Source organism: Luteolibacter sp. AS25, from assembly GCF_046736275.1.
In the GTDB taxonomy this organism is placed as follows: domain Bacteria; phylum Verrucomicrobiota; class Verrucomicrobiia; order Verrucomicrobiales; family Akkermansiaceae; genus Luteolibacter.
In genome coordinates, this window is sequence record NZ_CP151837.1 from 1,976,691 (window position 1) to 2,003,365 (window position 26,675).

A 26,675-nucleotide genomic window follows, 5' to 3' on the forward strand; every position below is an offset into this window, starting at 1 on the left:
CCGGCCTGTGTGGCACCTACCGGTCTACCAATCACACTGGCACCAGCTCCAGCAAAGATCCGACACTCGACCCGGTGGCCGGGCCCGTTCCAGAATAGCCTATGAGGATTTTGAAAAAAGATTTTGCAGAAGATCGCTTTGATCTTATTTTCCGCGATGAAATTCATACTCAGCGGATTTCTTGTCATAGCGCCATCGGTGTATGCGTGTCCTGTCTGCGACACGCCCACCGGTATCTCTGTGCGCGAAGGTATTTTCAACGAGTCGTTTCCTCTGACATTCCTTGAGGTAATAGCCCCCTTCCCTATCTTTGCATTACTCATTTTTATACTCAGCCGTTTTTTACCCGATTAATATTATGAACTCATCAATTATTACCAAACCACTCACTCGTGCCGGAATCTTCCTTGGTGTCGGTCTCGGAGGTTTTGTTGACGGCATCGTTTTTCACCAGATGCTGCAATTCCATAACATGCTTACCGGCCGGATACCGAAGGACACGATAGCCAACACAGAGATCAACATGTTCTGGGACGGAATCTTTCATAGCTTCACATGGATCATGACGGTGATTGGAATTATTCTTCTGTTCCGCGCCCACAGGGTCCCGAATGTCCTTTGGACAAATCGTGTTTTTACCGGATCCCTGTTTCTTGGCTGGGGACTCTTCAACCTCATTGAAGGAGTGATCGACCACCATATCCTACACCTGCACCATGTGGTGGAAGCAAAAGGCGAGTCGATTTACGATTTCCTGTTTCTGCTCTCAGGGGCAATTTTCACCATCGGCGGGTGGTGGGTGATCCGCAGTGCCAAAGCTGCCGCGGTAGGCCACAAATAAGCCTGGTAAGTCGGAGATGGCGACACCGAGGAAGCCATCTGATCCAATTTAGCTTCATCCCCCTGTACTACATCTTCTACTAGCTCCAAACTAAAGCTTTCGGCCTGGATAGATATTACCTGAATACCTCCGGTGTAGACTTGGGGAGATCGGCTAATCCCTTCGGGAGATGGCCCGATCCCTTTGGGAGATGGCCCGATCCCTTTGGGAGATGGCCCGATCCCTTTGGGAGATGGCCCGATCCCTTTGGGAGATGGCTCGATCCCTTTGGGAGATGGCTCGATCCCTTTGGGAGATGGCTCGATCCCTTTGGGAGATGGCTCGATCCCTTTGGGAGATGGCCCGATCCCTTCGGGACTTCGCACGCTCCCGAACTCCGGTTGCACAAGAGAAACCCATGAGTAGAGATCCTTGCAATACTTGTTTTTTTTACTTAAGTAATCTTAATGAAAAGATTTTTTATCCTCCTCCTCGCCAGCGTGGCCCTCGTCAGCTGCGGCACGGGGCAGAAATGGGCAAAGGGCAGCGTGGAGCATGAAAAGAAATTCATGCGCTCGGTGAACCTGAAGAAAAACGGCAAGGCCAGAGCACCACTTTTCGCCCCGAAAGAGGTGAAACTCGCCGTAGCAGCTGCCAACGAACTCACGAACAAGCCTTATAAATACGGAGGCGGCCATGCCAGGTTGAATGATTGGGGCTACGATTGCAGTGGATCCTCCAGCTATGTATTGCGGAAAGCCGGTCTTCTCCAGGGGAACCTTACCTCGAATGGATTTTTCAATTATGGAAAACGTGGCAAAGGAGATTGGATCACCGTCTACGTGCGCAGTGGTCACGCTTTCCTAGTCATAGGCGGCCTTCGCTTTGATACCGGAGGGACGGGGGGAAATGGCGAGTCCGGCCCACGCTGGAAACCGCAATCGCGTCGAGTGGATGGCCACGCCATGCGCCATCCGAAAGGCCTGTAGCCCACCAATCCACCGGGATATGCCCTACAAACCCGGCATCCAACCTCCCACTGGATATGACAGCCTTTTTATAGGTTTAGTTTACTCACGCTCCCCTTCCCTTACCGGAGATGACGCGGAGGAATGTGAGTGACATACTCCGGATTTTTCGTATTTCCTATAGGAAAGCGCGAGACATGCTCCCCTGAAATGGCGCCTGCATGCTATTAGTAGCTGAAATACCACGTCAAAATGAACCCAAAAAACCTACTTCGCAGCATTCTGCTGTTCTGGATAATCGCGCTCGTCAGCTGCAAGAAGACCGATAATCAGGCAGGAGAGATTATCGAGCAGGATGAGGCGCCTCCATTGATCGTTGCGATGAATTTCTCGCTGGGTTGCTTTGTTGAGGAATTGGTCGATGGAAACGCTGTAAAGGTAATCAATCTAGTGCCCCCCGGAGAGAATCCGGAGACCTACACACCCACAGCGCTGATGCTGAACGAGATCAAGACCACGAATGCGCTCGTGCTCGTCACAGGAAAGGAGCCCAACTGGATGTCGGTGCTTCCTGAAAAAACGAAGGTGGTAAACCTTCTTCCGGAAGGCTCCGCAACTTTCGGCCCCGCAGCGGATCCAAACCAGGCGTTGGAGATTTTTGAGAACGTTCGGAAAGAGATTACAGAAACTTTCCCGGAACTCCAAATCGACCCGGGTGCCGACGAATTCCGCACGAAACTCGTCAAAAATAAAGTGGTGTGGAACAAATTTCTCGAGACAATCAAGCTACCCAAGGGACTCAAGGACGGTGTGATCCGCCCTTCCGGAGAAGCTGATTTCCTCTCGCTTGTGGAAGAAAACGTGCGCCTCCTCGAAAAAGAATCGGCTGAATTTGCGAACAGAAGTTTCTACGAGCATACCATCCTTCCAATCCTGGACCGTTCCTGTATCGAATGCCACGATGAGGCCAGCCAGGAGGGCGATCTCAATCTCGAACTCTACCTGACCGAAGATCTTGCATCCCTGAAGCCCAGCGTATGGGAGAAAGTGGCACAAGTAGTGAAGCTGGAACAAATGCCACCTCCGAAAAAGGAGAAGCTGCAGCTTAGTGAAGACGAGAGATCCCAGCTTTATTCATGGTCGAAATCCCTCAGTGAAAAATGGGACGCAGGACAGATGGGCACGGATCCGGGAAGAACCACGATTCACCGCCTTAATAAAAACGAATACAACTACACGATTCGCGACCTCTTCGGCCTGAAAATCCGCCCGGCGGATAATTTCCCCGAGGACGGCAGCGGCGAAAGTGGCTTTGACAACAACGCGGACACCCTCTTCCTCCCGGCACTGCTCGTGGAGAATTACTTCGAAGCCGCTGGCGTAATCGTCGCTGAAATCTACGCGGACCCAAGCCTCCGCCGCCGCTATATCATCTCCAGACCCGCTGGCAATGTTTCTGCCGATGAAGCCGCGGAGAAGATCCTCAGGCACTGGAGTTCTTTCATATACAGGAAGCCAGCCAACGAAGAGGAGGTGGCAAGGCTCGTCTCACTCTTCCGGAAGGAGGCCGAGCAGAAAAACTTCGATGAGGCCATGCAAATGCCGCTCTATGCCATGCTCATCTCCCCGAATTTCCTCTACCGGTCTTCCCTGACCGAGCCCGCCGAGGACCCGCAACCAATCGAAGACTTCGAGCTGGCCAGCAGACTATCCTACTTCCTCTGGTCCTCCATGCCGGATCGCGAGCTATTCAAGCTGGCCTCCGAAGGGAAGCTGCAAGACCCGGCCGTATTCGAGGCACAGGTGAAACGGATGCTTCTTGATGACAAATCAAAGACCCTCGGGATGCACTTCGGCGGCCAATGGTTCGGCTGGGAGGAACTTCGCTCCAGCGCCAATCCCGATCAGGAGAAATACCCCGGCTTCACATTCCAGATCCGGGTCCTCCTTTATCAGGAGTCCATGATGTTTTTCAACGACCTGCTCCAAAACAACGGCAGCATCAACAGCTTCCTCAACAGCGACTACACCTTCCTCAATGATACATTGGCGAAGTTCTACCGCATTCCCGGCGTGGAAGGCTCCCAACTCCGGCGTGTGAAACTCACTGATAAGAATCGTGGCGGAGTTCTGGGCATGGGCAGCGTATTGACCGCCACTTCCATCCCGCTGAGGAGCAGCCCGTCTATCCGCGGTGCATTCGTCGTCAGGGATATACTCGGCATCCCCCTCCCCGAGCCACCGATGAATGTTGAACAACTACCCGAGGATGATCGCGAGGTTCATGGGAAAACTTTCCGCGATAGCCTTGAGCAACATCGTGAGGATGTGAACTGCAAGAGCTGCCACGCCATGATCGATCCCATCGGGTTCGGCCTGGAGGCGTTCGATGCGATCGGACGTTTCAGAACAAGTCAAAATGGAATCCCGCTCGATACCAACGGGACCATGCCCGATGGCAGCTCATTCGCCGGACCGGCCGAATTGAAAGTCGCATTGATGAAACAAAAGGAACCGTTCACAAGGAACATGGTTTCTAAGATTTTGACATATGCCATCGGAAGGGATATCACTCCCTATGATAGACCTGTTATTAAAGAGATTACCGATAAGGTGATCGCCGACAATGGCAGCATCCACACCGCTTTCATCGAAGTTGCAAAAAGCTATCCCTTCCGTTTCCGCAGGGGCGACAGCTATAAACCAAAAACCCCAAAACCTACGCTAGAATGAACTATACAAGACCTGTTCGAATCTCAAGACGTCATGTGCTCCAAGGCATAGGCGCTACGATGGCACTGCCTTTCATGGAAGCCATGGGCGCTCCCACCAAGACTTCTTCCCTGGCGGTAGGTCCCGAGGGTCAGCCGCTACGCTATGCTGCGATCTTCATGCCCAACGGCGCCCTCCCCGAGCAGTTCACTCCCGGTGGCTCTACTCTCGATGAACTTCCTCCGATGCTGCAGCCGCTGGCCGGCCTTAAGGAACATCTCAACGTGATCACCGGTCTCAGGAACGGCATGGGCGGACACTCCGGAAGTACTCCGGGTTTCCTGACAGGCCAACGTCCTGCAAAAGCCTCAGATGCGTCCGAAATGAATATCGGATCCGCCAGCGTGGACCAGATCATCGGTCATGCTGCGAAGGATACCCCACTGCCGACCCTGGAACTCGCCATGCATGCTCCCCGCCGCGGAACATCGCCGAGCGGACTTCCCTGGGCCTACGGCAACTACATCTCCTGGAGGGATCCATCCACCCCGGTCCCGCAGGAAGTAGATCCGATGAGAGCTTTCAAAAGGCTTTTCGATAGCGTCGGAGTGACCTCGGAACCTTCCGGCTCACGCAAAAAATCCGTCGCTCCCACAAAAGGCGTGGTAGACACCATTCTCGAGGATGCGAAGCAACTGCAGAAACGCCTCGGGAGAGCCGACCAGCAGAAGCTCGACGAATACCTCACCACGGTGCGCGACGTCGAAACCCGGATCATGCGCAAGTCCCAGCCGAAAGGGATGAAAATCACACCGGAAATTCTTGCCGATATCAAGAAAACCGAAAGACGCATCAAACGTGAAGGCGGTGGCTCAGGCGATAGTCTCTCAGTGCTTCCGGACATCCCATATCCTGAATACATCCAGATGATGATGGATATCATGGCGCTCGCCTTCTGGAGCAATTCCACCCGCTCCTCCACCCTGATGCTGGGAGATGGCGGAAGCCGCAGGAACATGTCCTTCCTCGACGGTGTTGAAGGCGCCCACCATTCGATTTCACATCATGGAAACAGAGCTGACACGCTGAAGCAGTATGAACTGATCAACACATTTTTCATGTCACAGTATGCCTATTTCCTGGAGCGTCTGCATAGCATGAAGGAGGGAAGCAACAGTGTTCTGGAAAACTCCATGATCATGATGGGATCCAGCATCAGCAACGGGCAGAACCATAATCCGGGTAGTTTGCCTATCCTGATGGGCGGACATGCCGGTGGAAAAATCAAGGGAAACAGACACATCAACGGGGAAGGTGCGAACATCGCCACCTTGCATAGCAGGGTTCTCGACACGATGAACATCAAGGATGAGCTTCAGGGCAAGGGCGGCAAGCTGCAGCAGCTTTAGTCGATCTCCTCCGAAGAAGACTGTCCCTTTAGGGATAAATTCTGGAACAACACTCCGCCATTCACAAAACGGGAGCAATCCGACCGGCTGGATCTAAACCATGGATCCAGCAGTCCGGATCTTCCGTGGCGGAGTTTTGCTGGCCCGCAACCTCGCATCTATCTTTTCCTGCGCGCTGCCGCGATCTCTGCAATCAACCGGTGTAGCAGCAAACGATGGTCCAGCCCTGTTGTTACCAGTGCCTGATCGGCTTTTTGTGTCTCCTCCATGACATGCTGGAGCCCGGCCAAATCAAAATTGCGGGCGTTTTGCACAGCCAGGAAAATCGGATACACATTCACCCCGCTGCCATCCTTTTTCTGCGGCAGCCAGGCCCGCTCCGCAGCAGGCAGCTTGTTCAATGCTCCGGCAAAGGAAGAATAGTTTCCAGTAGGAGCCTTGAACTTGTCCATGATCAACCGTGCCATATATAAATTCCGCACCACGTTGATAATCGAGGCCCGCATGATACCGATCGCCGATTCCTCAGCCTGAAGCTGCTCATCCACCAACTGGATCGCACGGGCCACGTTCCCCATCTGAATCGCCTTCCCTGTCTCGAAAACAACCGCAGCCTTGCTGAGCGGCACCAGCGTGCGGACATCCTGCTCGGTCACCTCGCGCCTTTCTTTCCCGAGAAATAGATCAAGCTTCTCCAGTTCATTGGCGATCTGCTTGGTCTGCTCTCCCGCCAGCACTATGAATAGCTCCAAGGCATCGTGCGTGAAATCCAGCCCCAGCGCGGTGGCCCGTTTTTCCACCAGGGCCCCTACCTCATCCTGCCAACCGTCCCGGCTGACATCGATCTTATCGTAAACCTGTAAACTCGCATTCTTGCTCAGCCATTTCCAGAATGCCCTCCGCTTATCCACCTTATCGGCGGAAATGAGAAACCTGATTCCTTCCGGCAGCCCCTTCTCCAAGGTGGAACGGAGAATTTCCACCCCTGCTTCAGTCCGCTGGGCACGGCCAGTCACATCATCGCCGAAGAAATTCACATTCCTCAGCCACACCACCTTGTCCCCGCCGAACATGGGCATGGTCATCAGCGATTGAGCGGCAGCGGAACACAACTGATACGCGGCCTCGGAATTCTCCGCCCCCGCATCAATTGTCTCGTGGGTAAACCCATCGTCATTCCCGGCCGTAAGCTTGTTATACAGCTTCAACGCCTGCTCCCTCACCTGCCCGTCGTCAGTCCCTACGATCACATGTAGATTCGCAGTCATCGGGGTAGGATTCTTCGTAGCAGCCACACGGACGGTGTAGCTGCTATCCAAAATCTAAGGAAGCGATTTCGATTCAAAAAATGGTGAGATTTTTTCTTTGTAGCTCACCTCTGTCTTACTGGATTGACGCCGTAGCCAATCCTTTTCCTCGACTGATTCCGGACAATCATGACAATCCGTATCAACCCCATTTATGCTTCCAATATTTGGATAACTATTCTCCTCATTTTTTACATGCACCTACCCCGATTCGTCGCGGTCTATATCATTTTTTTTTGTAATCGCTATCACTCCCGCATCGTGACTTTCTGCAACTGCAAATCCCAGAAATTCAGACACGTCCACCCTCAAAGAATTTTGTTACTGCGAATGACAAAATCTTCCGAGGGTAGCGGTACTCCGCACTATACCGAATAAACAGTTACTAATCAAATATGAGTATCATTTTAAGGAAAAGCGTACGAGTCGGCCTGATGAGATTCAACCTCTCCAAATCTGGCATTGGTATTTCCACCGGAATCAAAGGTCTACGTGTCGGAGCAGGACCTCGCGGAAACTACGTCCACATGGGTGTCAATGGGATCTATTATCGTAAAACCTTACCAAATATTGGTAGCCCCTCTAAAAAGAGGTCTCTGACATCTCGGGCGCGGAGACAAAATCACATCGTTCAAAATTCCAACGACCCCTCTCTTCCTGACATTCAGCCTGTCAGATTGGAGGAAATTGAGTCAGCTGACGTTTCCGGAATGGTTTCCGGTTCCTCGGCCGAGTTGCTTCAAGAACTTAATCAGAAAAAGAAACTCCGCCGTTGGTGGCCGGCCGCTTTTTCCATAGGTCTCGTCATTTTGTTTTGGCTCCTGTTTATGAATGCTAATTCGTTCATACTAATTCTGTGGTTCATTCTCTCCTTAGTTGGCGTAATCTGGGTATATTCTCAGGACATCTTGCGTAAAACTGTTGTCCTTCTGTATGATTTCGATGCCTCACTCGATCTCGCCTTCGGGAACTTACATCAAGCTGCCACAGCTTTGGCAAAATGTTCGAACTGCTGGCATATTGCGGCTTCTGGAAACGTGAGCGACTCCAGATATCACGCAGGTGCGTCAAGCTTGGTGAATAGGCACGACACCAATGTAGCCATAACCTCACCCGGCTTCCTGAAGACCAACATTCAGACCATTGCCATAGAAGTAGGCAGGCAGACTCTGTATTTCTTTCCAGACAGGCTTTTGGTCTACGACGAAGGGCGCATCGGAGCTATTGGCTACGATGAAATAAATGTAGAAGTCACCCAAAAGAAATTCATTGAAGATGGCTCCACACCCCGTGACGCGAGAGTCGTGGATCACACGTGGCAATATGTGAACAAAAACGGCAGCCCGGACAAACGCTTCTCCAACAACAGACAACTACCGATCTGCCTCTACGATGAAATCCATTTTAGTAGCCCCACAGGTCTAAATGAAATCATCCAAGTTTCCAAACTAGGAGCTGGTGCTACCCTTGCTCAGGCAATCCTTTCATTTGGTAAAATTACCCACGAAACCCGCAATGAAATAGCAGCCACCTCTGCTGGCTCTGAAGCTAATCCTCCCCCATTGCCGCCTCCTGAAACTCCACCTCCACCAGTCCCAGGGTTTGCGAAACCCCAGTCAAGATCAACTAGCGCCAACTACATTTCCGCGAAAACCCAAAAAAACGGTTTTAAGTGGATACCACATGGCCACCAAGTGGAAATCCAAGGGAGAGTCATCAACGGGATGATCTACACGGGCGAGGGTTCTCATGAAGGGCTACGCGAGCCCTCCACGATAGATATGGCCATGAGATTGGGATACATAGCAGCTACATCAGAAGAACTCCCCTACTATCCGTCTTACGCATCCATTTCTCCTTCCCAGCGCGCCTTCTATCTAGAGTGGTTGGCATCGGGGCGGAAAATCGCTCCTGAGCTACTGTCTCCCGGCTATCTCTTCCTATTCTTCTATGGAATCGAACGCCGCATGCTAATTGATCAGGATTTTGACCAGGCATTATGGTTTGAAGTTCTTGAATTGCTCAAAAATTATGGGTTCTCGGGAAGAAGTCGCTCTATTTCATCCTATCTGGGAGATTTCTTGCACTTCACATCCTACCTCTCCAGCCCCGAGGGCTATTCAGGTGTCTGCCCGACCTTACTTGATGCTCAGGGCGATCGCTACACGGAAACCTCACTCGCACTCGCTCTCGCGAACCACCACAGGACAAGAACGCCGATAAATTGGAAACTTGCCTATATGGTAGCAAAAAACTCCGAAAACTCCAAAAGAAGTGTCATCGTCAAACGAAGCGGCAATTCTTTCCGCGAACTATTTCGCAGCCGCTTTGAAGCAGAATTTCCAGGGGGAATGGTTACAAAAGCTTCAAAACGCGACAAAACTATCACTTACCGGCCGGCAAACGCAAGTTTGATAGAGTATTCCCACACAGGACGAAGACACGAGCTCAAGGTCCCTGGAGTGCTCGGAATCAAAAGTCAGTTCAAACCTCTCTCAACCATCTGGAACAATTGCGTGGAAGACCTCTCAGGTTATTCCCGAGCTGTCGCCAAAATATCCAGAGACGAAACTGCCACCAACCGTGATCTCCTTCGCACTTACTTCGCCTTACCCGCGGAAATTAGATTCCACCAACCTCATCCCCTGATGGAAACTTTCAGAAAAGCAATCGAATCCTGCCCCAATGAAAACGGGATCTGGTTCATGCCTATCTCATCGATCGCTGAAATGCTCGGCATTGAGCAACGGACTACATTAACTTCAAAACATTGCTCCGAGGTAACTGAATTGGTCGAAAGCCTGACCCTCACCATGGCGCCTCATTACGAAATTTTACAAATCCCACTGAGATGGAATCAGGAAATTGCAATCGCTGCTTGCGAAAGGCCCAAGGATCTCCCATCGGACATTGGAGGACTTCTCCGCCTTCTCTACCTAGCAGTTCTAGTCGCATCGGCAGACGGAAGTATCGATGAGAACGAGCTCGAGGTATTCCACAGAGCTACAGGCGTGACAGACGAATTTTCGCGGAAACAGATTTCAGTCACCCAAGCAGCCCTTTCACGGGACGCCAACATCGCCTCCAAACAGTTGCGCAAAATTTCCAACTCGATCAACCACACTGATCGCCTCCCGGTATTCACGCTGCTTGTCCACATCGCTTGCTCAGACGGCATCCTTTCATCAGAGGAAGACAAGCTACTGAGGCGCATTGCCAAAATCTTCGAGCTGGATTCAAAATACCTCGATAATATTCTATCGGAAACCGACACCTTTAAAACTGTAACCGTAGAACGTGCCTCCAAGCGCAGCGGTAGCGAAACCATACCGCCTCCACCTCAGCAACAGCCCGCAGCCTTCCAGCTCGATATGAACCGGATCGCCGCACTTACTGTCGAGACAGCAGAGGTAGTTTCTATTCTTTCCAAAGCCCTCGAAGAGGAGAAAGCAGAAGTAACTGGTGAAACAGAGGCCACCTCCGAAATTCCATCCCATACACCAGACTGGATGGAAGACCTCGATGCCAGATATCATTCAGGACTTCTTCGGCTGCTCTCAGAACCATCGCCGGATCTTCCAGCCATTGCAAAAGATTATCATCTTATGCCTGGCGATCTGTTGGACGGCATCAACACCTGGGCGGACGAAGCCCTCGGTGATTTCCTTTTGGAGATCGGCGACAACGGCATCGTTAACATAAGTAGAGAACTCATCCCAACTACATAAAAGATCCATGAGAATCAAACGACGCGAAAGAGACTCCATCCTCCAATCCCTCCAAGCTGGCCTAGTCCCCCGCCAAGGACTCCACCTCATACAAGTCGGCAGAAAAGCCGAGACCGAAGCTCTGCTTCAAGACATCTCACGCATCCGCGATGATGGTTCATCCTTCCGCCTCGTCGTCGGCAGATTCGGCAGCGGAAAGAGCTTTTTTCTAAACCTCATCCGCCACGTAGCACTTCAGCAAAACCTCGTCACCATTCAAGGAGATTTCACCATGGAGCGCCGCCTCCACGCCAGTGGAGGGGAAGCCCGGGCGTTATACTCGGAACTCATGCGAAACATGGCCACCCGTGCCAAACCAGAAGGTGGATCCCTCGCCTCGGTATGCACCAAATGGATTAGTGGTCTTCAACAGGAGGTGATGGAAGCCGGAGGCAATACAGCCGCTGTGGAAGCACGCATTTCCTCAGATCTGGCAGACCTACAAGAGCACGTAGGTGGCTTTGAGTTCGCCGAAGTTCTCAGAATTTTTTACCGGGGAACAGTGAGCGGCGATGAAACACAAAAAGCCTCCGCTCTCCGCTGGCTCCGAGGCGAATACCCAACAAAAACCGAAGCCCGCCAGGCACTCGGAGTGCGGCGGATCATCGACGACGATACCTTCTACGACAGCCTCAAACTGATGGCAGCATTCTGCCGTAAAGCCGGATACGATGGCATGCTCGTCCTATTTGACGAACTCGTTGTCCTCAGCCACCGTCTACCAAGTTCACGCTCCAGAGTCGCCAATTTCGAGGCCATCCTCACCATTCTAAACGATTCAGTGCAAGGCAGTGCCAAAGGAATTGGCTTCATCTTCGCCGGAACCGACGAGAGCCTCGAAGACAAACGCCGTGGCCTCTTTTCTTACGAGGCCTTGCGCTCCCGACTAGCGGAAAATCGCTTGGCAGCAGAGGGACTGGTAGATCTCTCAGGCCCCGTCGTCCGGCTCCAAGCACTTTCCCCCGAAGACCTTTTCGTTCTCCTTCGGAATATTTCCATAGTACACGCAAACGGAGACGTTACCAAAAGGCTCGTACCGGACGAGGGAATCGCAGCACTCCTCAACAAAGCGAATGAGACCCTTGGTGCTGAGTTTTTCAAAACGCCCCGCGATGTAATCCGGTCCTTCGTCGGTCTTCTAAACCTCATTGAGCAAAATCCGGGAAAAACATGGAGCGATATTCTCGGCTTGGATGGCATCATCGAAAAGCCCACCACTACGATGTCCACCGAAGAAGAAATCGCGAACGAATCAGCGGCTTCCTCAGGAGAAGAAGACGGCGATCTTGCCAGCTTCACTCTTTAACATCTTCCAAAGCGGATGAGTACAGCCTTTGAAAAACTCCACCCGGACATCCAGCGGGTTCTTTGGGCGATGAAATGGACATCGCTCCGGCAGCTTCAGGTGGATGCGATCAACTCTTTTAACACAGGAGACAATCACCTGATCCTTTCAGCATCCACCGCATCCGGCAAAACCGAAGCAGCCTTCCTACCAATACTTTCAGCCATCGCGGGAAAATCCGATGGCACCGTCCGCGCGATGTATATCGGGCCTCTCAAAGCGCTTATTAATGATCAATTCGTCCGACTAGAAGATCTCTGCCATCATGCAGAGATTCCTGTCCACAAATGGCATGGAGACGTCTCCGCTACAGCTAAAAAAAACTTTAGGAAAAAGCCCGGAGGAGTCCTCCTCATCACTCCGGAGTCTCTAGAATCAGCTTTCATCAACTATGGCACACAAGTTTCACGGATCTTCGCTGGCCTCGAATTCGTCGTAATTGATGAGCTTCACGCCTTCGTAGCGGATGTCCGTGGAGTTCATTTAAAAAGCCTTCTCGCTCGTCTTTTTCAAGCAGCCGAAGTCTCCCCGCGCATTTTTGGACTTTCCGCCACACTTGCCGATTTTGAAACATCCAAAACTTTCCTCGATCACCACTCCCCGCATTCCGTCGAAGTGATCAGGGACGCTGACGGAACGCGCTCTATAAAAGTCGGCATCCGCGCGTACCCTCAGCCTAGCCCTACGGTTGATCAAAAAGACAGGGTCGGACAAAAAACGCCTCGCCTCGCCACCACCGCACGAGAAGCCTCCGCAGATCTCCTCTCCATTTCCGAAAAGGACAAAGTATGGAAGGATTCCGAGGATACCGACGAAGAATCCTCCCTCAGAAACCTCGCCGATGATCTGGCCAACACTTTCACCTCAGATTCCAATCTTATCTTCACCAATAGTCGTGCTCTTGCCGAAATGCTCGGAGATGAAATGAACCAGATCGCAATTGCCCGGCGCTGGCCACGCAGCCCCTTCCTGCTACATCACGGTTCGTTGGCAAAAGAGGTCCGGGAGGATGTGGAGTTGAGGCTCAAGAACGAAGAGCCTCTCTCCGTTTTTTGCACCAGCACGCTGGAAATGGGGATCGATATTGGAAACGTTCGTTCTGTAGGTCAGCTCGGCCCCCCGTGGAGTGTTGCCTCCCTCGTCCAACGTCTCGGACGCTCAGGTAGGGGAGAAGGCCAATCAGCGATTCTCCGCATGTATTCTCTTGATCCTCCGCCCAGCCCTCGCTCATCTCTTGAAGATCTGCTCTGTCCACAGTTACTTCGCTCCGTCGCGCTCATCGAACTCATGCTCGAAAAATGGCTGGAGCCCTTCGATAACGACCCATTCCACTTCAGCACACTGATTCACCAAACTCTTAGTTTGCTTAGGCAAACCGGTGGTTGCCACGCCTCCTCCGCACATCAGATTCTCATCGCAAGAGGAGCTTTTCACGAGGTGAGCAAAACTATGTTCGCATCACTTCTCAGGCAGCTTTCCGTCGTGGATTTGATCGAACAAACCCCCACCGGCGAACTCATTCTCACCCCCAATGGGGAAGGAGTCACCCACCGCAAAGAATTCTACGCCGCCTTTTCAGGAACAGAAGAATACTCGGTCCGGTGCGGCCAAACCACTCTTGGAAAAATCCCTGCGGAAACCGTCCCGCCCGAAGGCGAGCACCTGATCCTAAACGGAAGGCGGTGGAAAGTCGTTGTCATCGACTCCAAAGCCATGATCGCTGAAGTAACCCCCGCATCAGGAAGAAAGCGCCCTGTTTTCCTCGGCTCCGGAGGAATCATACATGCGAAAGTGGTTGAGAAAATGAGAGGAATTCTGATGGGACAGACATTCCCATCCTATCTCCATGAAGATGCCGCAAATTTACTCGAAGGAGCCAGGACTTACGCAAAAAGAGCCGGAGTCTTCACTGCTTCCCTCTCAAACGGGAAAAATTCCATTATGCTCTTCCCATGGACAGGAACCAAAGGCCTAGAAACACTCAAACTCTGCGCGCTTCACGATGGAATCCGTGCTGAAACGACCCAACTAACAGTCACCTATCACGCTGAAGAAGAGCCATTGCGGCAACATCTGGAACGCGTGATGAAGCAATCCTTCGATCCGGTAACCCTCGCATCCAGACTTGTAGCCCGACATTTTGATAAATTCGATCAACATTTACCGGACAATCTGCTCGATCTGAGTAATTCAAACCGGCGGGTATCATTGAAAGATGCAGCAACCGCCGCAAAAAGAATGCTGACTGGATAGTATTCCGAAAGTTTGACATTTCCTCTCACTCTCTGCATCTTCCCGCCCCGCCGCAAACCACGGTGGTAAAAGTCATGGGAAAAAGTCTGTTTCAAAAAGTCTGGGATTCACACCGCGTCGGCACTCTTGGTGACGGCCGTACACAATTATTTATCGGAACCCACCTCATTCATGAGGTTACTTCCCCGCAAGCCTTCGGGATGCTCCGCGATCTCGATCTTACGGTAAAGTTCCCCCAGCGCACCTTCGCGACCATCGACCACATCGTCCCGACCATCAATCAGGACCAGCCAGCTGATCCTATGGCCGCTGAAATGATCGAAGCCATCCGCAAGAACTGCGACGACTTCGGCGTTACCTATTTCGACCTTAAATCAGGCAAGCAAGGCATCGTTCACGTCGTCGGCCCTGAGCAAGGCATCACCCAACCGGGGACCACCATCGCCTGCGGTGACTCACACACAGCCACCCACGGTGCTTTCGGAGCCATCGCCTTCGGAATCGGCACCAGCCAGGTGCGCGACGTTCTGGCCACCCAGACCATCGCCCTCCAGGAAATGAAAGTCCGCCGCATCGAGGTCAACGGCGACCTCCGCCCGGGCGTTTACGCCAAGGACGTCATCCTCCACATCATCCGCCTTCTCGGCGCGAACGGTGGCATCGGCTACGCATATGAATATGCAGGCGATGTTTTCGAGCGCATGTCCATGGAAGAGCGCATGACAGTCTGCAACATGTCCATCGAAGGTGGCGCACGCTGCGGATATGTGAACCCGGATGCAAAAACCGTAGCCTATCTCAAAGGCCGTCCGTATGTGGACAACGAAAATTTCGATGAGACAGCCACCCGTTGGCTCTCCTTCGCCTCCGACGCGGATGCGCACTTCGACGACATCGTGAAAATCGATGCCGGAGAAATTGAACCGACCGTTACCTGGGGCATCTCCCCGGACCAGGGTATCTCCATCAAGGAATCCATCCCGGATCCGCTCAAGGCAGCTACTCCGGAAGCAAAGGCAAGCGTCGAAGAAGCACTCGCCTACATGAAGCTCCCTGCCGGCACACCTATCGAAGGTGTAAAGGTAGACGTCGCATTCATCGGCTCCTGCACCAACGGCCGTATCTCGGATTTCCGCGAGGTCGCGAAATACATCCAGGGGCACAAGGTCGCGGATACAGTTCAGGCGATCGTCGTTCCGGGCTCGCAGATCGTAGCAATCCAGTGCGAACAGGAAGGCCTCGATAAAATCTTCATCGAAGCTGGCTTCGAATGGCGCGCCGCCGGTTGCTCCATGTGCCTTGCCATGAATCCAGACAAACTCATCGGCGATCAGCTTTGCGCATCTTCTTCCAACCGGAACTTCAAGGGACGCCAAGGCTCCCCTACAGGGCGCACAGTCCTGATGTCCCCTGTTATGGTCGCTGCAGCAGCCATCAAGGGATATGTAACGGACGCCCGTGACTTGTTCGACCTTTCCGGCACCGCAGCAGTCGCCTAATTCAGTCTGACCTTCTGGAAAACATCGGTTTTCCTATATTTGAAACCACTACAATCAATTAAATGAAAACCGCACTTCTAGCACTCGCCTTCATCGCAGGCACCTCCATCCTGCCGATCTCCGCGCAGGAAGAACAGGCCCCGGCCATCCGCCTCCTTGAAATGATGAATTTCAAGGAAACTGCCCTGACTGCCGCGAATGCTATGTTCGCCCCGGTACTTCAGAACATGAAGGCGCAGGGCCTTCCACAGGAAGCCATCGATGAGATTTCCATAGCGGCCAACGCCTTCTTTGCGAAAACCTACGACAATCCGGAGCTCGCCACGGAAATGGCCCAGGTCTATTCCGATAACTTCAGCGATGCGGAGATCGAAGAACTCATCATGTTCTACCAGACACAGCTAGGTCAGAAAACACTCCTCACCATGCCACAGGTCATGCAACAGGCAGCTCAGCTCGGGCAAAAATACGCCATGCAGAACCAAGCCGAATTCCAACAGGAAATTCAGGATATCATGGCGAAATACAGCGAAGAAAAAGCTCCTGCGGAGGAGCCGGCTCCCAACGAATAATCCATACCACATTTATATCATGGCACTCGATCCAGTTACCCAAGTTTCCGGCACCGGCGTTTTCATCCCCGGCGCAGACATTGATACAGACCGCATTATCCCGGCCCGTTTCATGAAATGCGTCACCTTTGATGGTCTCGGTGAATACGCGTTTTACGATGTCCGCTTCGATTCCGAAACAGGCGACAAAACAAAGCACCCTCTCAATGACGAGCGCTTCAAGGACGCATCCATCCTCATCGCAGGTGTGAACTTCGGCTGCGGCTCCTCCCGTGAGCACGCACCGCAATCACTCAGAAAATACGGCTTCAACGCTGTGATCGCGGAATCCTTCGCGGAAATCTTCTACGGAAACTCCACTACACTCGCAATGCCTTGTGTGATGGCCTCCGCTGCAGATATCGCAAAGCTCCGCGCAGCAGTGGAGAGCAATCCGCAGACAGAAATCACCATCAACCTTGAGAAGATGACTGTCAGCACCGGCGAAATCGAATTCCCGGTCAACATGCCGGAATCCGCTCGGGACGCACTCGTCAATGGCAAGTGGGATCCTATCCAGGAGCTTCTCGAAAACGAGTCAGCCATTGAAGAGCGCGCGAAAGCCCTTCATTACGTTTAATATGGTGTGGCCGCTTCAACATCGAAGCGGCCAACCCCTCCCTACCCCGGCACGATGAATCAGACCGATCCGAAAACGAATCGCGGATCAGTCCACGATTCGAGCCATCCACGGGAGTTCAACCTCAGCGAGACACCTCCCGAAGGTATCGGGCTGTTCGATATGGACGGCACCCTCCTTGCATGGGATTGCCAACTCCTTTTCCGCCACCACGTGGTCAGGGCTGAACCTTGGCGGCTGTTTTCCATTCCGTTGTTTCTCGTCTTCCTGCCGTTTGCCAAATTATTGGGCACGGAAAAAATGAAGAGGATCTTCCACTGTTTCTTATGGAGAATGAAACCGGAACGGCTCCAGCAGCTTTCCGCTGAATTTGCGAAAAAATTACTCCCGAGCATTTACAGTGAGCTCATCAACTCTCTTGAGAACCACAAGCATTCCGGACACCTCACCATCTTATCTTCCGCCAGTCCGGAATGTTACGCGGCAGAGGTAGGCAAGCTTCTCGGCTTCGACCTATCCCTCGGGACCGTTCTGGAAAATACGAAATTATTTCCACAACTTTCAAATCATAAGGGCTTTAACAAAGTGATACGTTTGCGGGAGGTTTTACCTGAGTCTTATTACGTCGATGGCCAGCTTCACAACTCCAGAGGTTACACGGACAGCACCGCCGATCTCCCAATGCTGGAGCTTTGCCACCAGGCCACCATCGTAAACCCGAAACCTAAGCTCCACTCATTGGCAGAAGAAAACCGCTGGACTATACTCCACCCGGCCCGACCATGGAAATCCCAGCTGGAAAAATACAGCTGTGTTCTCCAACTCCTTCTCGCCCTCGGGAAAAATCCAGCCAAGCTCTGAGCCATGTCAGGCCGCCGCCCATTCTTTCTCAGATTATTCGCCATTCTCGCCACCGGCCTCATGGCCGCAGCGCTGTTCCCGCCCTACAATTTCGCCACACTTGCCTGGCTCTGCATCATCCCGCTCCTGATCTCCTTGTGGAGCTTACAGGGCAAGCACCGCGCAAAGAAAGGGTTTCTCATTGGCTACCTCGCAGGGCTCATCAGCTTCGGCCTCCAGGTCTCATGGTTGTCCAACGTCTCATGGCTGGGTCCGATCGTCCTCGCCGCCTATCTCGCACTATTCTGGGGCGCCTTCGGTGCTTTTGCAGCCACCATCGGAAATCCGTGGCATCAGAAATCGGCCACGTCCGAATCACCCTTCCGCTGCCTCTTCACCGCATTCACCCACGCCACAATCTGGGCCGGTCTTGAGTGGCTGCGTGGCTGGCTATTCACGGGATTCGGCTGGAACGGGCTCGGAGTCGCTTTCCATGAAACACTCGTAATTTCCCAGGCTGCGGACCTACTGGGGGTCACCGGGCTATCCCTGATGCTTGTCTTCTTCCAGGCGGTTCTGGTTCAGGTTGGACATCGTCTTATGCAAACAGGCAAGGATGGCATCCGCAGACCTCGCTGGGATTTCGCGGCAACAGCCCTATGCGTAGGGCTTCTTCTGGCGTATGGAATCCTCCGCATTGCCATGGAAAGCGGCAAGGAATCCGTATCCCTCAAAAGCCTCCTTGTGCAAATCAACATCCCCCAGGATGCGGGCCAGGTTCTCTGGACGTGGGAGGAAGTCCACATGGCCTACGAGGACGAAACCCTGAAAGGGCTCCAGAAAATCTCGGAGAATGATGAAAAGCAGCTCCAGCAAGCCATCGGTGAAAGCGAAGAAGGCAGCATCGAGTTGAACAGCCCTGATTGGGTTCTCTGGCCGGAAACAGCACTTACCGGCAGGATTATCCGCGCCGAAACCGGCGAATGGGGTGCTTGGCGACAAAATATGGAAACCATCTCCCGGGTAAGGGAGGCCGGCTCCTTCGATCTAATTTACGGCGCAGTCGAAATCGAAGGTGAAGTTCGGGATGACGGGATCTACGAGAAGGAAAATCCTAGGATTTATAATTCGATTATATTCCAGGATGCAGAGGATAATCTCGATACCTTCAAGAAGCGACATCTGGTAATCTTCGGTGAGACCATTCCCTTCGTGGATAGCATCCCGCTTTTGAAAGAGATCTACGAACAGCAATCCGGCGCGGAATACAACGGATCGTTCTCCATCGGCCCATCAACCGATCCGCTGGAAGTAGATCTCAAAGGGAAAAAAGTCCAAATCATCCCCGCCGTGTGTTTTGAAGATACCGTCCCGCGTCTTACGCGGAAATTTGTCAGGGATGCTCCCCAGATCATCGTCAACCTCACCAACGACGGCTGGTTCGGCACCTCACCGGCTGCTGCCCAGCATTTCGCGAATGCCCGCTTCCGTGCCATCGAGCTACGCCGTCCGATGCTGCGCTGTGCGAACACCGGTGTCAGCGCCGCGGTCGATACCATAGGCTCCACCACCCATCCGGAAACGGGAATCCAGCAGGTTATCCGGGATAAGGATGGCAGCAGCTTCGTCCGTGATAGCCTTCTGGTGGAATCGAAAATCCCCGTCAAACCCAGCTTCTCGCTGTATGCGATCATCGGCGATTGGGGGATCATTTCCCTCTTTCTCACAGGCATCGCTTCCGCCCTGCTGAGCCGCAATCTCATTCAACGTCAATGAGTTCCAAATCGTCAAAAGAAGCTCTAACCTGAACAAGAATTTCGCAAATCTGTGGCTTTTTTACTTGTGACAATTTGAATTTCGGGTTTCCTAGCGGTGAATTTTCCCACGATTACGTGCAATTTGTCTGAACAAATGGCATAATTCGCGCTTTTCGCAATAAAACCCAAATCCCACCTTTCCCTTTCTTATGTCAAATTTCAGAGAATCGATCCTTTTACCTGAGCAAAATCGAAACATCTCTGAAATCCCCATCGCCAGCCGCAGAAAAGTCCTCGGCGCGATCGGTCTTACCGCAACCGCTCTTTGCGCATCATCCACCACCGCGAGCGCGGGCTGGCTCTTCAAAAAGAAGGATGATGACATGCCTGTGGTAAAAGTAAGGACCAGCTCCAATCAACGGAGCACTTCACAGAATCTTTCCAGAAACGTAGGCGGCTTCCCTGATGAATGGACACGCCTCCAGGGTAGTAACATCGCCAAATACGCGGACTACCTGAACTCGCTGAAAATGAAAAAAATCAGTGCCCAGGATGTTATTTCCGCACACGCAAAGCAACGCGGCGATTGCTGGAACACCCTCCCGCCCAAGGAATGGTGGGCACGCATGGGCTACACACTTCGCGTTATTGATCGTATTTCCGAAATCATGGATATCTCTGTAAAGGAAATCGTATCCGCCTACCGCTCCCCGCAATACAATGCGCGGTGCGCCGGAGCCAAAAAACATTCCTGGCATCAGGCAAACGTGGCAGTGGACGTCCAGTTCGAGACCAGCGCCTATCACGTAACACAAACCGCGCGTGCCGTGCGCGATCGCGGCCTCTTCAAGGGCGGGGTTGGCAGCTACTCGAGCTTCACGCACATCGATACGCGTGGCACCAGCGTAAACTGGTAGGCGAAAAAGGGATTCATCCCTTTCTACTTCCCTCAAAATCAGAGGGTCTCATTTTTCAAAACGCGGGATTTCGGGTTTGGAATTTAAACTTTCGGGCTGCTAGAGTCCGGCTATGACGCTGGCCACTAAAATTACCGTATTCCGGATTTGTCTGGTCCCGGTGTTTGTATTTTATGCGGCCAGATACGGGCTCAGTGTGAAATCCGGTTTTCCGGTGGAAGCATTCCGCTACATTGCCCTTGGCACATTCATAGTTGCAGCGATCAGCGATGGTCTGGACGGCTGGATCGCCAGACGATTCAACCAGAAATCAGACCTCGGGGCTTTCCTCGATCCGCTGGCCGACAAGGTTCTGGTGCTTCACGCCCTCATGATTCTGACCGTGGTTCCCTGGGGACCGCATGGCTGGGGATTGCCGATCTGGTTCATCACCCTCGTTGCCATCCGCGACATTATCATCATTTGGGGAATCTTTTACCTGAGAGGGAAAAAGCTCACCGTCAACATACGTCCACACTGGACCGGAAAAGCCTGCACCTTCAGCCTTTTCTTCGTATTGGGCTGGGTAATGCTGAAAATCGTTCCTATTTCACCGGTCTATCCTTGCCTCGTGGCTGGTGCCTTCACCCTGATGTCGCTGGTTGAGTATGTTCAGCAAGGCCTCACCATTCTCAGACCCAAGTCGGCTTGAATCGCATTTTGAAAAAAATTATGTGGATCGCTAAAACCAAACAACAGTTGAAGGAAAACCTCCGTGATACTTCAGGTCCGGTGATATTGGTTCCGACGATGGGCGCTCTGCATCAGGGGCACACCTCATTGATTGATGCGGCCAGACAGAAAGCCGGACCAGATGGAACGGTCCTGGTCTCAATTTTTGTAAACCCCATTCAGTTTGATCGAGAAAGCGACCTGGCAAAATATCCACGCCCTTTGGAATCGGATATAGCGGCCTGCAAAGCTCACGGAGCAAACGGAGTTTTTGCTCCCTACGATGGCGAAGTCTATGCGGAAGACCGATCCATCACCGTATTGGAGACCGAGCTTTCCAGGTATCTCTGCGGAGCGACCCGCCCGGGGCACTTTGACGGGGTTTGCACCATCGTGCTGAAGCTTTTCAACCTTACCAAATGTGATGCGGCCATCTTTGGCGAAAAGGATTTCCAGCAACTTGCAATCGTTCGCAGGATGGTCCGGGATCTCGATCTGGAGACGGAGATCCTCACCCACCCCACCATTCGGGAAACCGATGGCCTCGCCATGTCTTCCAGAAACAGACGCCTCACCGCAGAGCATCGTGCGGATGCAGCCCGTATTTGTCTGGCACTTTCCTCCGCAGCCCGGCAGACGGCAATTGGAAAAATTCTGGGAACGGCTGAACGAGTTCTATCGGAATCGGATTTTGTGAAAATCGATTACCTTTCTCTGGTAGATGCGGAGTCTTTGGCACCTGCCACAAATCTGGACCGTCCTACGGTACTGGCCTGCGCCGTTTTCTATGGAGACGTCCGTTTGATCGACCATATAGACATACCTGCACGATAGTTCCTCCCTGGGCTGCACTTTGCAAAAAACAATGCCTGCATGGCGTTTTGCTCGGATATTTCAGCGCTGATACTCAGGTAAAGTCCGTGGAATAAGGGATTTGAAGCAGGCACAAGACCTGCGAAAGGCTGGAATCCAAATGCACCCGAACTTTCGTGCATTTTATCCAACTTAAAACATATCCGATTCAGTGAAGCCAAAAGTCGTTATCTATCAGCCAGCAGAAATAAAAGCAGGTTCCTATCTTTCCAAATTCTGTGAAAAAGCAAGTAGGCTCTACAATATCCATCTGATCCGGGAAAAAGGAGTGAAGCGTACATTCAGGAATGATTCGATCACGATCATTGAGGCGGACATCTCTTCTCTTCCTGACATTAAAAACGTTCATTCTGTCATTCTGATCGGCGACAAGACCTGCGCTTCCTCCCTTTCGGAGAAATATGCGGAGGCGGACCAGCTGTTCTGGGATATTGCGAACGACGGGAGCTTCTTCGTAGGCCTTATTCCACTGCTTGGTCACAACATTATCCAAGGCCGCTTTTCCAGCTCCGCCTCGATGAAGCTGGCTACAGCAATGTGACCTATCAGAGTTTCTCGATAAACTCGGATAGAAACGCTCTGATTTTTTCTCCTTCCTGGCCCAGTAAAGCCTTCTCCTGGTCAGTGAAATCGTAGGGCTCTGTTTTTCCGATGCCCAATACTCCAATCACCTCCATCCCATCCGCGGAGAATATGGGAACGGCAAGCGAGCCGGCCACGCCCGTGGCTCGCGCATTCTCCTTGGCAATTCCTCCGAGATCCTGCTGGAGGTTGCACAGTTCGACCGGGCCCTTGGATTCTGCCGCTACCCCGGCGATTCCCTTGCCAAAGGGAATGTTCTGAATCTTTTCCAACAGAAAATCAGGCACTCCTATCGCACTTACCAAGGTAAGGGACTCGCATTTCGCCGCATGCAGCGTCCCCGTCCGGCAGTCGAACATAGCAAGCACCTCCGCCAATCTTTCCTTCACCTCTTTCATATCAATAACACAAGGCCGCTACGGCGTTGTGTCCAATCAAAACACATCCGCCCTTGTCACAGCATTCGCTTGGGTGCAGCGTATCCAAGACTTTATGCGTGCAATGGCTTCCCGATGGATTTTACGTGGAGAGCCCTTTCTCTCGAGCGGCTCTTCCGAGAATTCACAATTTCCACAAATCCTTTCCCATCTGGTAAAACAGCGTGGAATTTCCGGCGAAGCGGAGATGGAATCCTTTCTGAAGCCACGACTCAGGGATCTCCGGGATCCATTCCTGATACCGGGTATGGAACCTGCAGTGCAGCGAATTCTGCAGGCGGCAGATGAAAAGCAAAAAGTCTGTATCTATGGCGATTATGACGTGGATGGAGTTTCATCCATTACACTCATGCGGAAAATTCTGCACGCCTATGATCTGGAACCGGCTACTTTTATCCCCCGTCGTGGAGGTGAGGGATACGGGCTCAGCCTCGCGGCAATAGAGCGCTGCATCCAGGAAAATGGCAAACCGGATCTCTTGATCACCGTCGATTGCGGAACTGTCTCGGTGGACGAGGTCGCCTATCTCCGTGAGATGAATGTCGATGTCGTTATCGTGGATCATCATGAACCAAGTCTGACGGAGCAACCCGACTGCGTGGCTCTGGTAAACCCGAAGTGCGGTGAGGAATTCACCTATCTTTGCGCTGCGGGTGTCGTTTTCAAACTTGGACACGCACTGCTAAAAACCAGAACCGTCGATCTGGATCTCAAGGAACTGCTCGATCTGGTGGCTGTGGCGACCATCGCCGATATAGTTCCTCTGGTGGAAGAGAACCGATTACTCGTCCGCCATGGCCTGAAATATCTGCCGAAGACCCTCAACCCGGGCCTCCGGGCCTTACAGGAGGTAACTGGAATGAATGGCGCCGCCACTTCCATGGATGTCGGATTTAGAATCGGGCCGCGTATCAACGCTGCCGGTCGGATGGATTGCCCGGAAGATGCGCTAGCTACCCTCACCACGGATTGTCGCCGATCTGCCGCGGATCTCGCCAAAAAACTGGATGCCTACAATCGCGAGCGCCAGGCCCACGAAGGTTTGATCAGAAAGGAGGCGAACGAACAACTTTCCGTCAATTTCGACCCCGAAAAAGATCCGGTGATCGTCATCGGTTCCCGCGCATGGCATCACGGAGTTGTTGGAATTGTCGCATCCCGTCTCATGCGGCAGTATTATAAACCGACCTTTGTTATCGCCTTTGATGAAAACGGAATTGGCAAAGCATCCGGGCGCAGCATCGAGGGTATTTCCCTGGTGGATGCAATTCGAGCCTGCGAAGATTGCCTCATTTCCGGCGGCGGGCACGCAATGGCTGCCGGCCTAAGTATTCATGAGGACCGACTCAACGATTTCCGTGAAAAATTCGGCAAATATGTTCTCGCAAACACCACCGAGGAGGAGAGAAAGCCGCGGCTCGTTTACGATGCGGAAATTCCATTTTCCCAGTTGTCACTGGATTTTCTCGGTAGCTACGAGCTGCTCCACCCGTTTGGAAACAGCAATCCACAGCCAGTCTTTGTATCCCGTCAGGTAGGGCTTAGCCGTCCGCCGTATCATATGAAAAACAACCACCTACGCCTTATGTTGAGGCAAGGTTATCACGAGCAGGATGCGGTATTCTTCGGCGGTGGCGAACACGAACTACCAAGCCCACCGTGGGATATTGCCTTCACAATTGACCGGAATACATTCCGCGGGAAAACGACTCTCCAGATCATCATCCAGGACATTCGAGCTTCTCAGTAAAAAATATCCATATTTCTCCAATCCGCCTCTTGAAAGTTAGCAAAGCAGTGCGACCATAGTCCCATGAGCAAAACAGCTACAGCAACCAAAGCAAAGTCCACCAAGCCGATTGTAGATTCACTCAAAACAGTTCTCGCGGATTCCTATGCACTTCTGGGTCAGACCCACATCGCACACTGGAACGTTGAAGGCCCTGCATTCTTCTCACTACATGCAGCCTTCCAGACACAGTATGAGGAACTCTTCATCGCAGTCGACGACATCGCGGAACGTATCCGCGGACTTGACGAATACTCCCCGGGCGGACTCAAAACACTCGCAAGCCTGTCTTCGATCTCCGAACTGGATGCCGAGGCAATCCCAGCCAAGGACTACGTAGCACATCTCATCGAGTGCAACGAAATCGTAGGTGCATCCCTCAGAACAGCCCGCGATACCGCTGCGGAAAAGGGTGATCCACAAACCGAGGATCTCATGATCGGCCGTATTCAGGTCCACGACAAAGCTCTCTGGATGCTCCGCTCATTTTTGAAAAACCTCTAAGCGGTTTTAAGATATTTTCCGAACGGCTCCGCAATCTGCGGGGCCGTTTTTGTTTCAGGTAATCTAGACAATCGACATTCGTTCCCCATCCCCTTTCAATCAACCATATGCAATCGATGACCGGCTTTGGCCGTGGAACCAATAGCTCGAAAACATGGCTCGCAAATGTGGAAGCGGCCTCGATTAACCGGAAACAACTTGAGATCGTAGCGAACCTGCCACGTTCGCTCCAGTCCTTGGAAACCCGTGTGCGCAAGTTTACCACACCTTTGGTTTCGCGGGGGCGCATACAAATTACCATCCGCCTGGAAAGTGCCGATGGTGAAACCAACCAGAATGTTTCCCTCAACAGAAAATTCGCGAAATCCTTTGATTCCGCTTTCGCCGATCTCTCGGATCTCCTTGGCCGTCCTTTACTCCCGTCTGCCTCGGACTTTCTGAGACAACCCGGGATCTTCGAAATAGGAGAAAGCGACGAAATAGACCCGGAAACAGCGTGGGAATGTGTATTCCCGGCCCTCGGGCAAGCTGTCGCAAATCTCAACGAGATGCGGGCGATCGAAGGAAAACACCTCGAAGAAGATTTCCTCGGCAAGCTCACCAACCTCGAAGCCTTTACCGCGACGATTTCCGATCAAGCTCCGTTCCGTCCGGAGCACCAACGGGCACTACTCCACAAGCGTCTTGCGGATATGAAGATCGAAATCGATCAGAACGATGAAAGATTATCGAAGGAAGTGGCCATCTTTGCCGATCGTTGCGATATCTCGGAGGAAATCACACGTCTCCACTCGCATTTCTCCAAATTCCGGGAATACATTTCCTCCTCGGAGCCAGCCGGTAGACCGCTGGATTTCCTATGTCAGGAACTTTTCCGCGAGTTCAACACAATCGGCTCCAAAGCCAACGACGCCACCATCGCACAGACGGTTGTAGAGGCGAAAACAGAACTCGAAAAACTCCGCGAGCAGGTTCAGAACGTGGAATAGTTATT

General features: G+C 52.4%; 21 protein-coding genes. 19 read left to right on the plus strand and 2 right to left on the minus strand.

The annotated features are described in order from the left end of the window. Positions 1 to 358: 358 nt before the first annotated feature. From AAGA79_RS09180 to AAGA79_RS09195, 4 genes are all read left to right on the plus strand, one after another. Entirely contained in the window at positions 359 to 841 is a 483-nt protein-coding gene (locus tag AAGA79_RS09180) for a DUF2243 domain-containing protein (protein WP_411825495.1), read from the plus strand. 446 nt (positions 842 to 1,287) lie between these two features. Further along, a complete protein-coding gene (locus AAGA79_RS09185; RefSeq protein ID WP_411825496.1) occupies positions 1,288 to 1,809 on the plus strand; it encodes a peptidoglycan endopeptidase in 522 nt (173 codons plus the stop codon). 231 nt (positions 1,810 to 2,040) lie between these two features. Beyond that, complete coding sequence (locus AAGA79_RS09190; RefSeq protein ID WP_411825497.1) at positions 2,041 to 4,521, plus strand: DUF1592 domain-containing protein; 2,481 nt, start codon at positions 2,041 to 2,043, stop codon at positions 4,519 to 4,521. Continuing rightward, a complete protein-coding gene (locus tag AAGA79_RS09195; RefSeq protein WP_411825498.1) occupies positions 4,518 to 5,909 on the plus strand; it encodes a DUF1552 domain-containing protein in 1,392 nt (463 codons plus the stop codon). The genes AAGA79_RS09190 and AAGA79_RS09195 overlap by 4 nt, the downstream gene beginning before the upstream one ends. A gap of 158 nt (positions 5,910 to 6,067) precedes the next feature. Here AAGA79_RS09195 and holA read toward each other — a convergent pair whose 3' ends face one another. After that, positions 6,068 to 7,228: a DNA polymerase III subunit delta gene (gene holA / locus AAGA79_RS09200; protein WP_411825499.1), complete on the minus strand. Its 1,161-nt coding sequence runs from the start codon at positions 7,226 to 7,228 to the stop codon at positions 6,068 to 6,070. Between the two features lie 383 nt (positions 7,229 to 7,611). On the opposite strand from holA, the gene AAGA79_RS09205 reads away from it, so the two are divergent. The 12 genes from AAGA79_RS09205 to AAGA79_RS09260 all read left to right on the plus strand — a co-directional run bounded on the left by AAGA79_RS09205 (position 7,612) and on the right by AAGA79_RS09260 (position 22,910). Next, a complete protein-coding gene (locus AAGA79_RS09205; RefSeq protein ID WP_411825500.1) occupies positions 7,612 to 10,944 on the plus strand; it encodes a TerB N-terminal domain-containing protein in 3,333 nt (1,110 codons plus the stop codon). Positions 10,945 to 10,951: 7 nt separating this feature from the next. Continuing rightward, a complete protein-coding gene (locus AAGA79_RS09210) occupies positions 10,952 to 12,289 on the plus strand; it encodes an ATP-binding protein (RefSeq protein WP_411825501.1) in 1,338 nt (445 codons plus the stop codon). Between the two features lie 15 nt (positions 12,290 to 12,304). Further along, complete coding sequence (locus AAGA79_RS09215) at positions 12,305 to 14,581, plus strand: DEAD/DEAH box helicase (protein ID WP_411825502.1); 2,277 nt, start codon at positions 12,305 to 12,307, stop codon at positions 14,579 to 14,581. Positions 14,582 to 14,655: 74 nt separating this feature from the next. Next, the gene (gene leuC, locus AAGA79_RS09220) at positions 14,656 to 16,080 is read left to right on the plus strand and encodes a 3-isopropylmalate dehydratase large subunit (RefSeq protein ID WP_411825503.1); all 1,425 of its coding nucleotides are present in this window, start codon (positions 14,656 to 14,658) and stop codon (positions 16,078 to 16,080) included. 62 nt (positions 16,081 to 16,142) lie between these two features. After that, entirely contained in the window at positions 16,143 to 16,652 is a 510-nt protein-coding gene (locus tag AAGA79_RS09225) for a DUF2059 domain-containing protein (protein WP_411825504.1), read from the plus strand. 19 nt (positions 16,653 to 16,671) lie between these two features. Beyond that, a complete protein-coding gene (gene leuD, locus AAGA79_RS09230) occupies positions 16,672 to 17,271 on the plus strand; it encodes a 3-isopropylmalate dehydratase small subunit (RefSeq protein WP_411825505.1) in 600 nt (199 codons plus the stop codon). Between the two features lie 54 nt (positions 17,272 to 17,325). Beyond that, positions 17,326 to 18,132 (plus strand): HAD family hydrolase, encoded by an 807-nt coding sequence (locus AAGA79_RS09235; RefSeq protein ID WP_411825506.1) that lies wholly within the window; start codon positions 17,326 to 17,328, stop codon positions 18,130 to 18,132. 3 nt (positions 18,133 to 18,135) lie between these two features. After that, on the plus strand, positions 18,136 to 19,887 hold the full coding sequence (lnt, locus tag AAGA79_RS09240; RefSeq protein WP_411825507.1) for an apolipoprotein N-acyltransferase: 1,752 nt from the start codon (positions 18,136 to 18,138) through the stop codon (positions 19,885 to 19,887). A 190-nt stretch (positions 19,888 to 20,077) separates the two neighbouring features. Continuing rightward, positions 20,078 to 20,785, plus strand: a complete 708-nt coding sequence (locus AAGA79_RS09245) for a D-Ala-D-Ala carboxypeptidase family metallohydrolase (RefSeq protein WP_411825508.1) — start codon at positions 20,078 to 20,080, stop codon at positions 20,783 to 20,785. A 112-nt stretch (positions 20,786 to 20,897) separates the two neighbouring features. After that, entirely contained in the window at positions 20,898 to 21,476 is a 579-nt protein-coding gene (locus AAGA79_RS09250) for a CDP-alcohol phosphatidyltransferase family protein (RefSeq protein WP_411825509.1), read from the plus strand. Between the two features lie 20 nt (positions 21,477 to 21,496). After that, positions 21,497 to 22,330: a pantoate--beta-alanine ligase gene (gene panC, locus AAGA79_RS09255; protein ID WP_411825510.1), complete on the plus strand. Its 834-nt coding sequence runs from the start codon at positions 21,497 to 21,499 to the stop codon at positions 22,328 to 22,330. Positions 22,331 to 22,520: 190 nt separating this feature from the next. After that, positions 22,521 to 22,910, plus strand: coding sequence for a hypothetical protein (locus AAGA79_RS09260; RefSeq protein ID WP_411825511.1), 390 nt, complete (start codon positions 22,521 to 22,523; stop codon positions 22,908 to 22,910). Between the two features lie 4 nt (positions 22,911 to 22,914). Here the strand turns inward: AAGA79_RS09260 and AAGA79_RS09265 are convergent, their stop codons facing one another. After that, entirely contained in the window at positions 22,915 to 23,349 is a 435-nt protein-coding gene (locus AAGA79_RS09265; protein ID WP_411825512.1) for a GAF domain-containing protein, read from the minus strand. 28 nt (positions 23,350 to 23,377) lie between these two features. Between AAGA79_RS09265 and recJ the strand changes: the two genes are divergently transcribed. From recJ to AAGA79_RS09280, 3 genes are all read left to right on the plus strand, one after another. After that, entirely contained in the window at positions 23,378 to 25,138 is a 1,761-nt protein-coding gene (recJ, locus tag AAGA79_RS09270; RefSeq protein ID WP_411825513.1) for a single-stranded-DNA-specific exonuclease RecJ, read from the plus strand. A gap of 63 nt (positions 25,139 to 25,201) precedes the next feature. Next, positions 25,202 to 25,681 (plus strand): Dps family protein, encoded by a 480-nt coding sequence (locus AAGA79_RS09275; RefSeq protein ID WP_411825514.1) that lies wholly within the window; start codon positions 25,202 to 25,204, stop codon positions 25,679 to 25,681. Positions 25,682 to 25,788: 107 nt separating this feature from the next. Beyond that, on the plus strand, positions 25,789 to 26,670 hold the full coding sequence (locus AAGA79_RS09280; protein WP_411825515.1) for a YicC/YloC family endoribonuclease: 882 nt from the start codon (positions 25,789 to 25,791) through the stop codon (positions 26,668 to 26,670). Positions 26,671 to 26,675 lie beyond the last annotated feature (5 nt).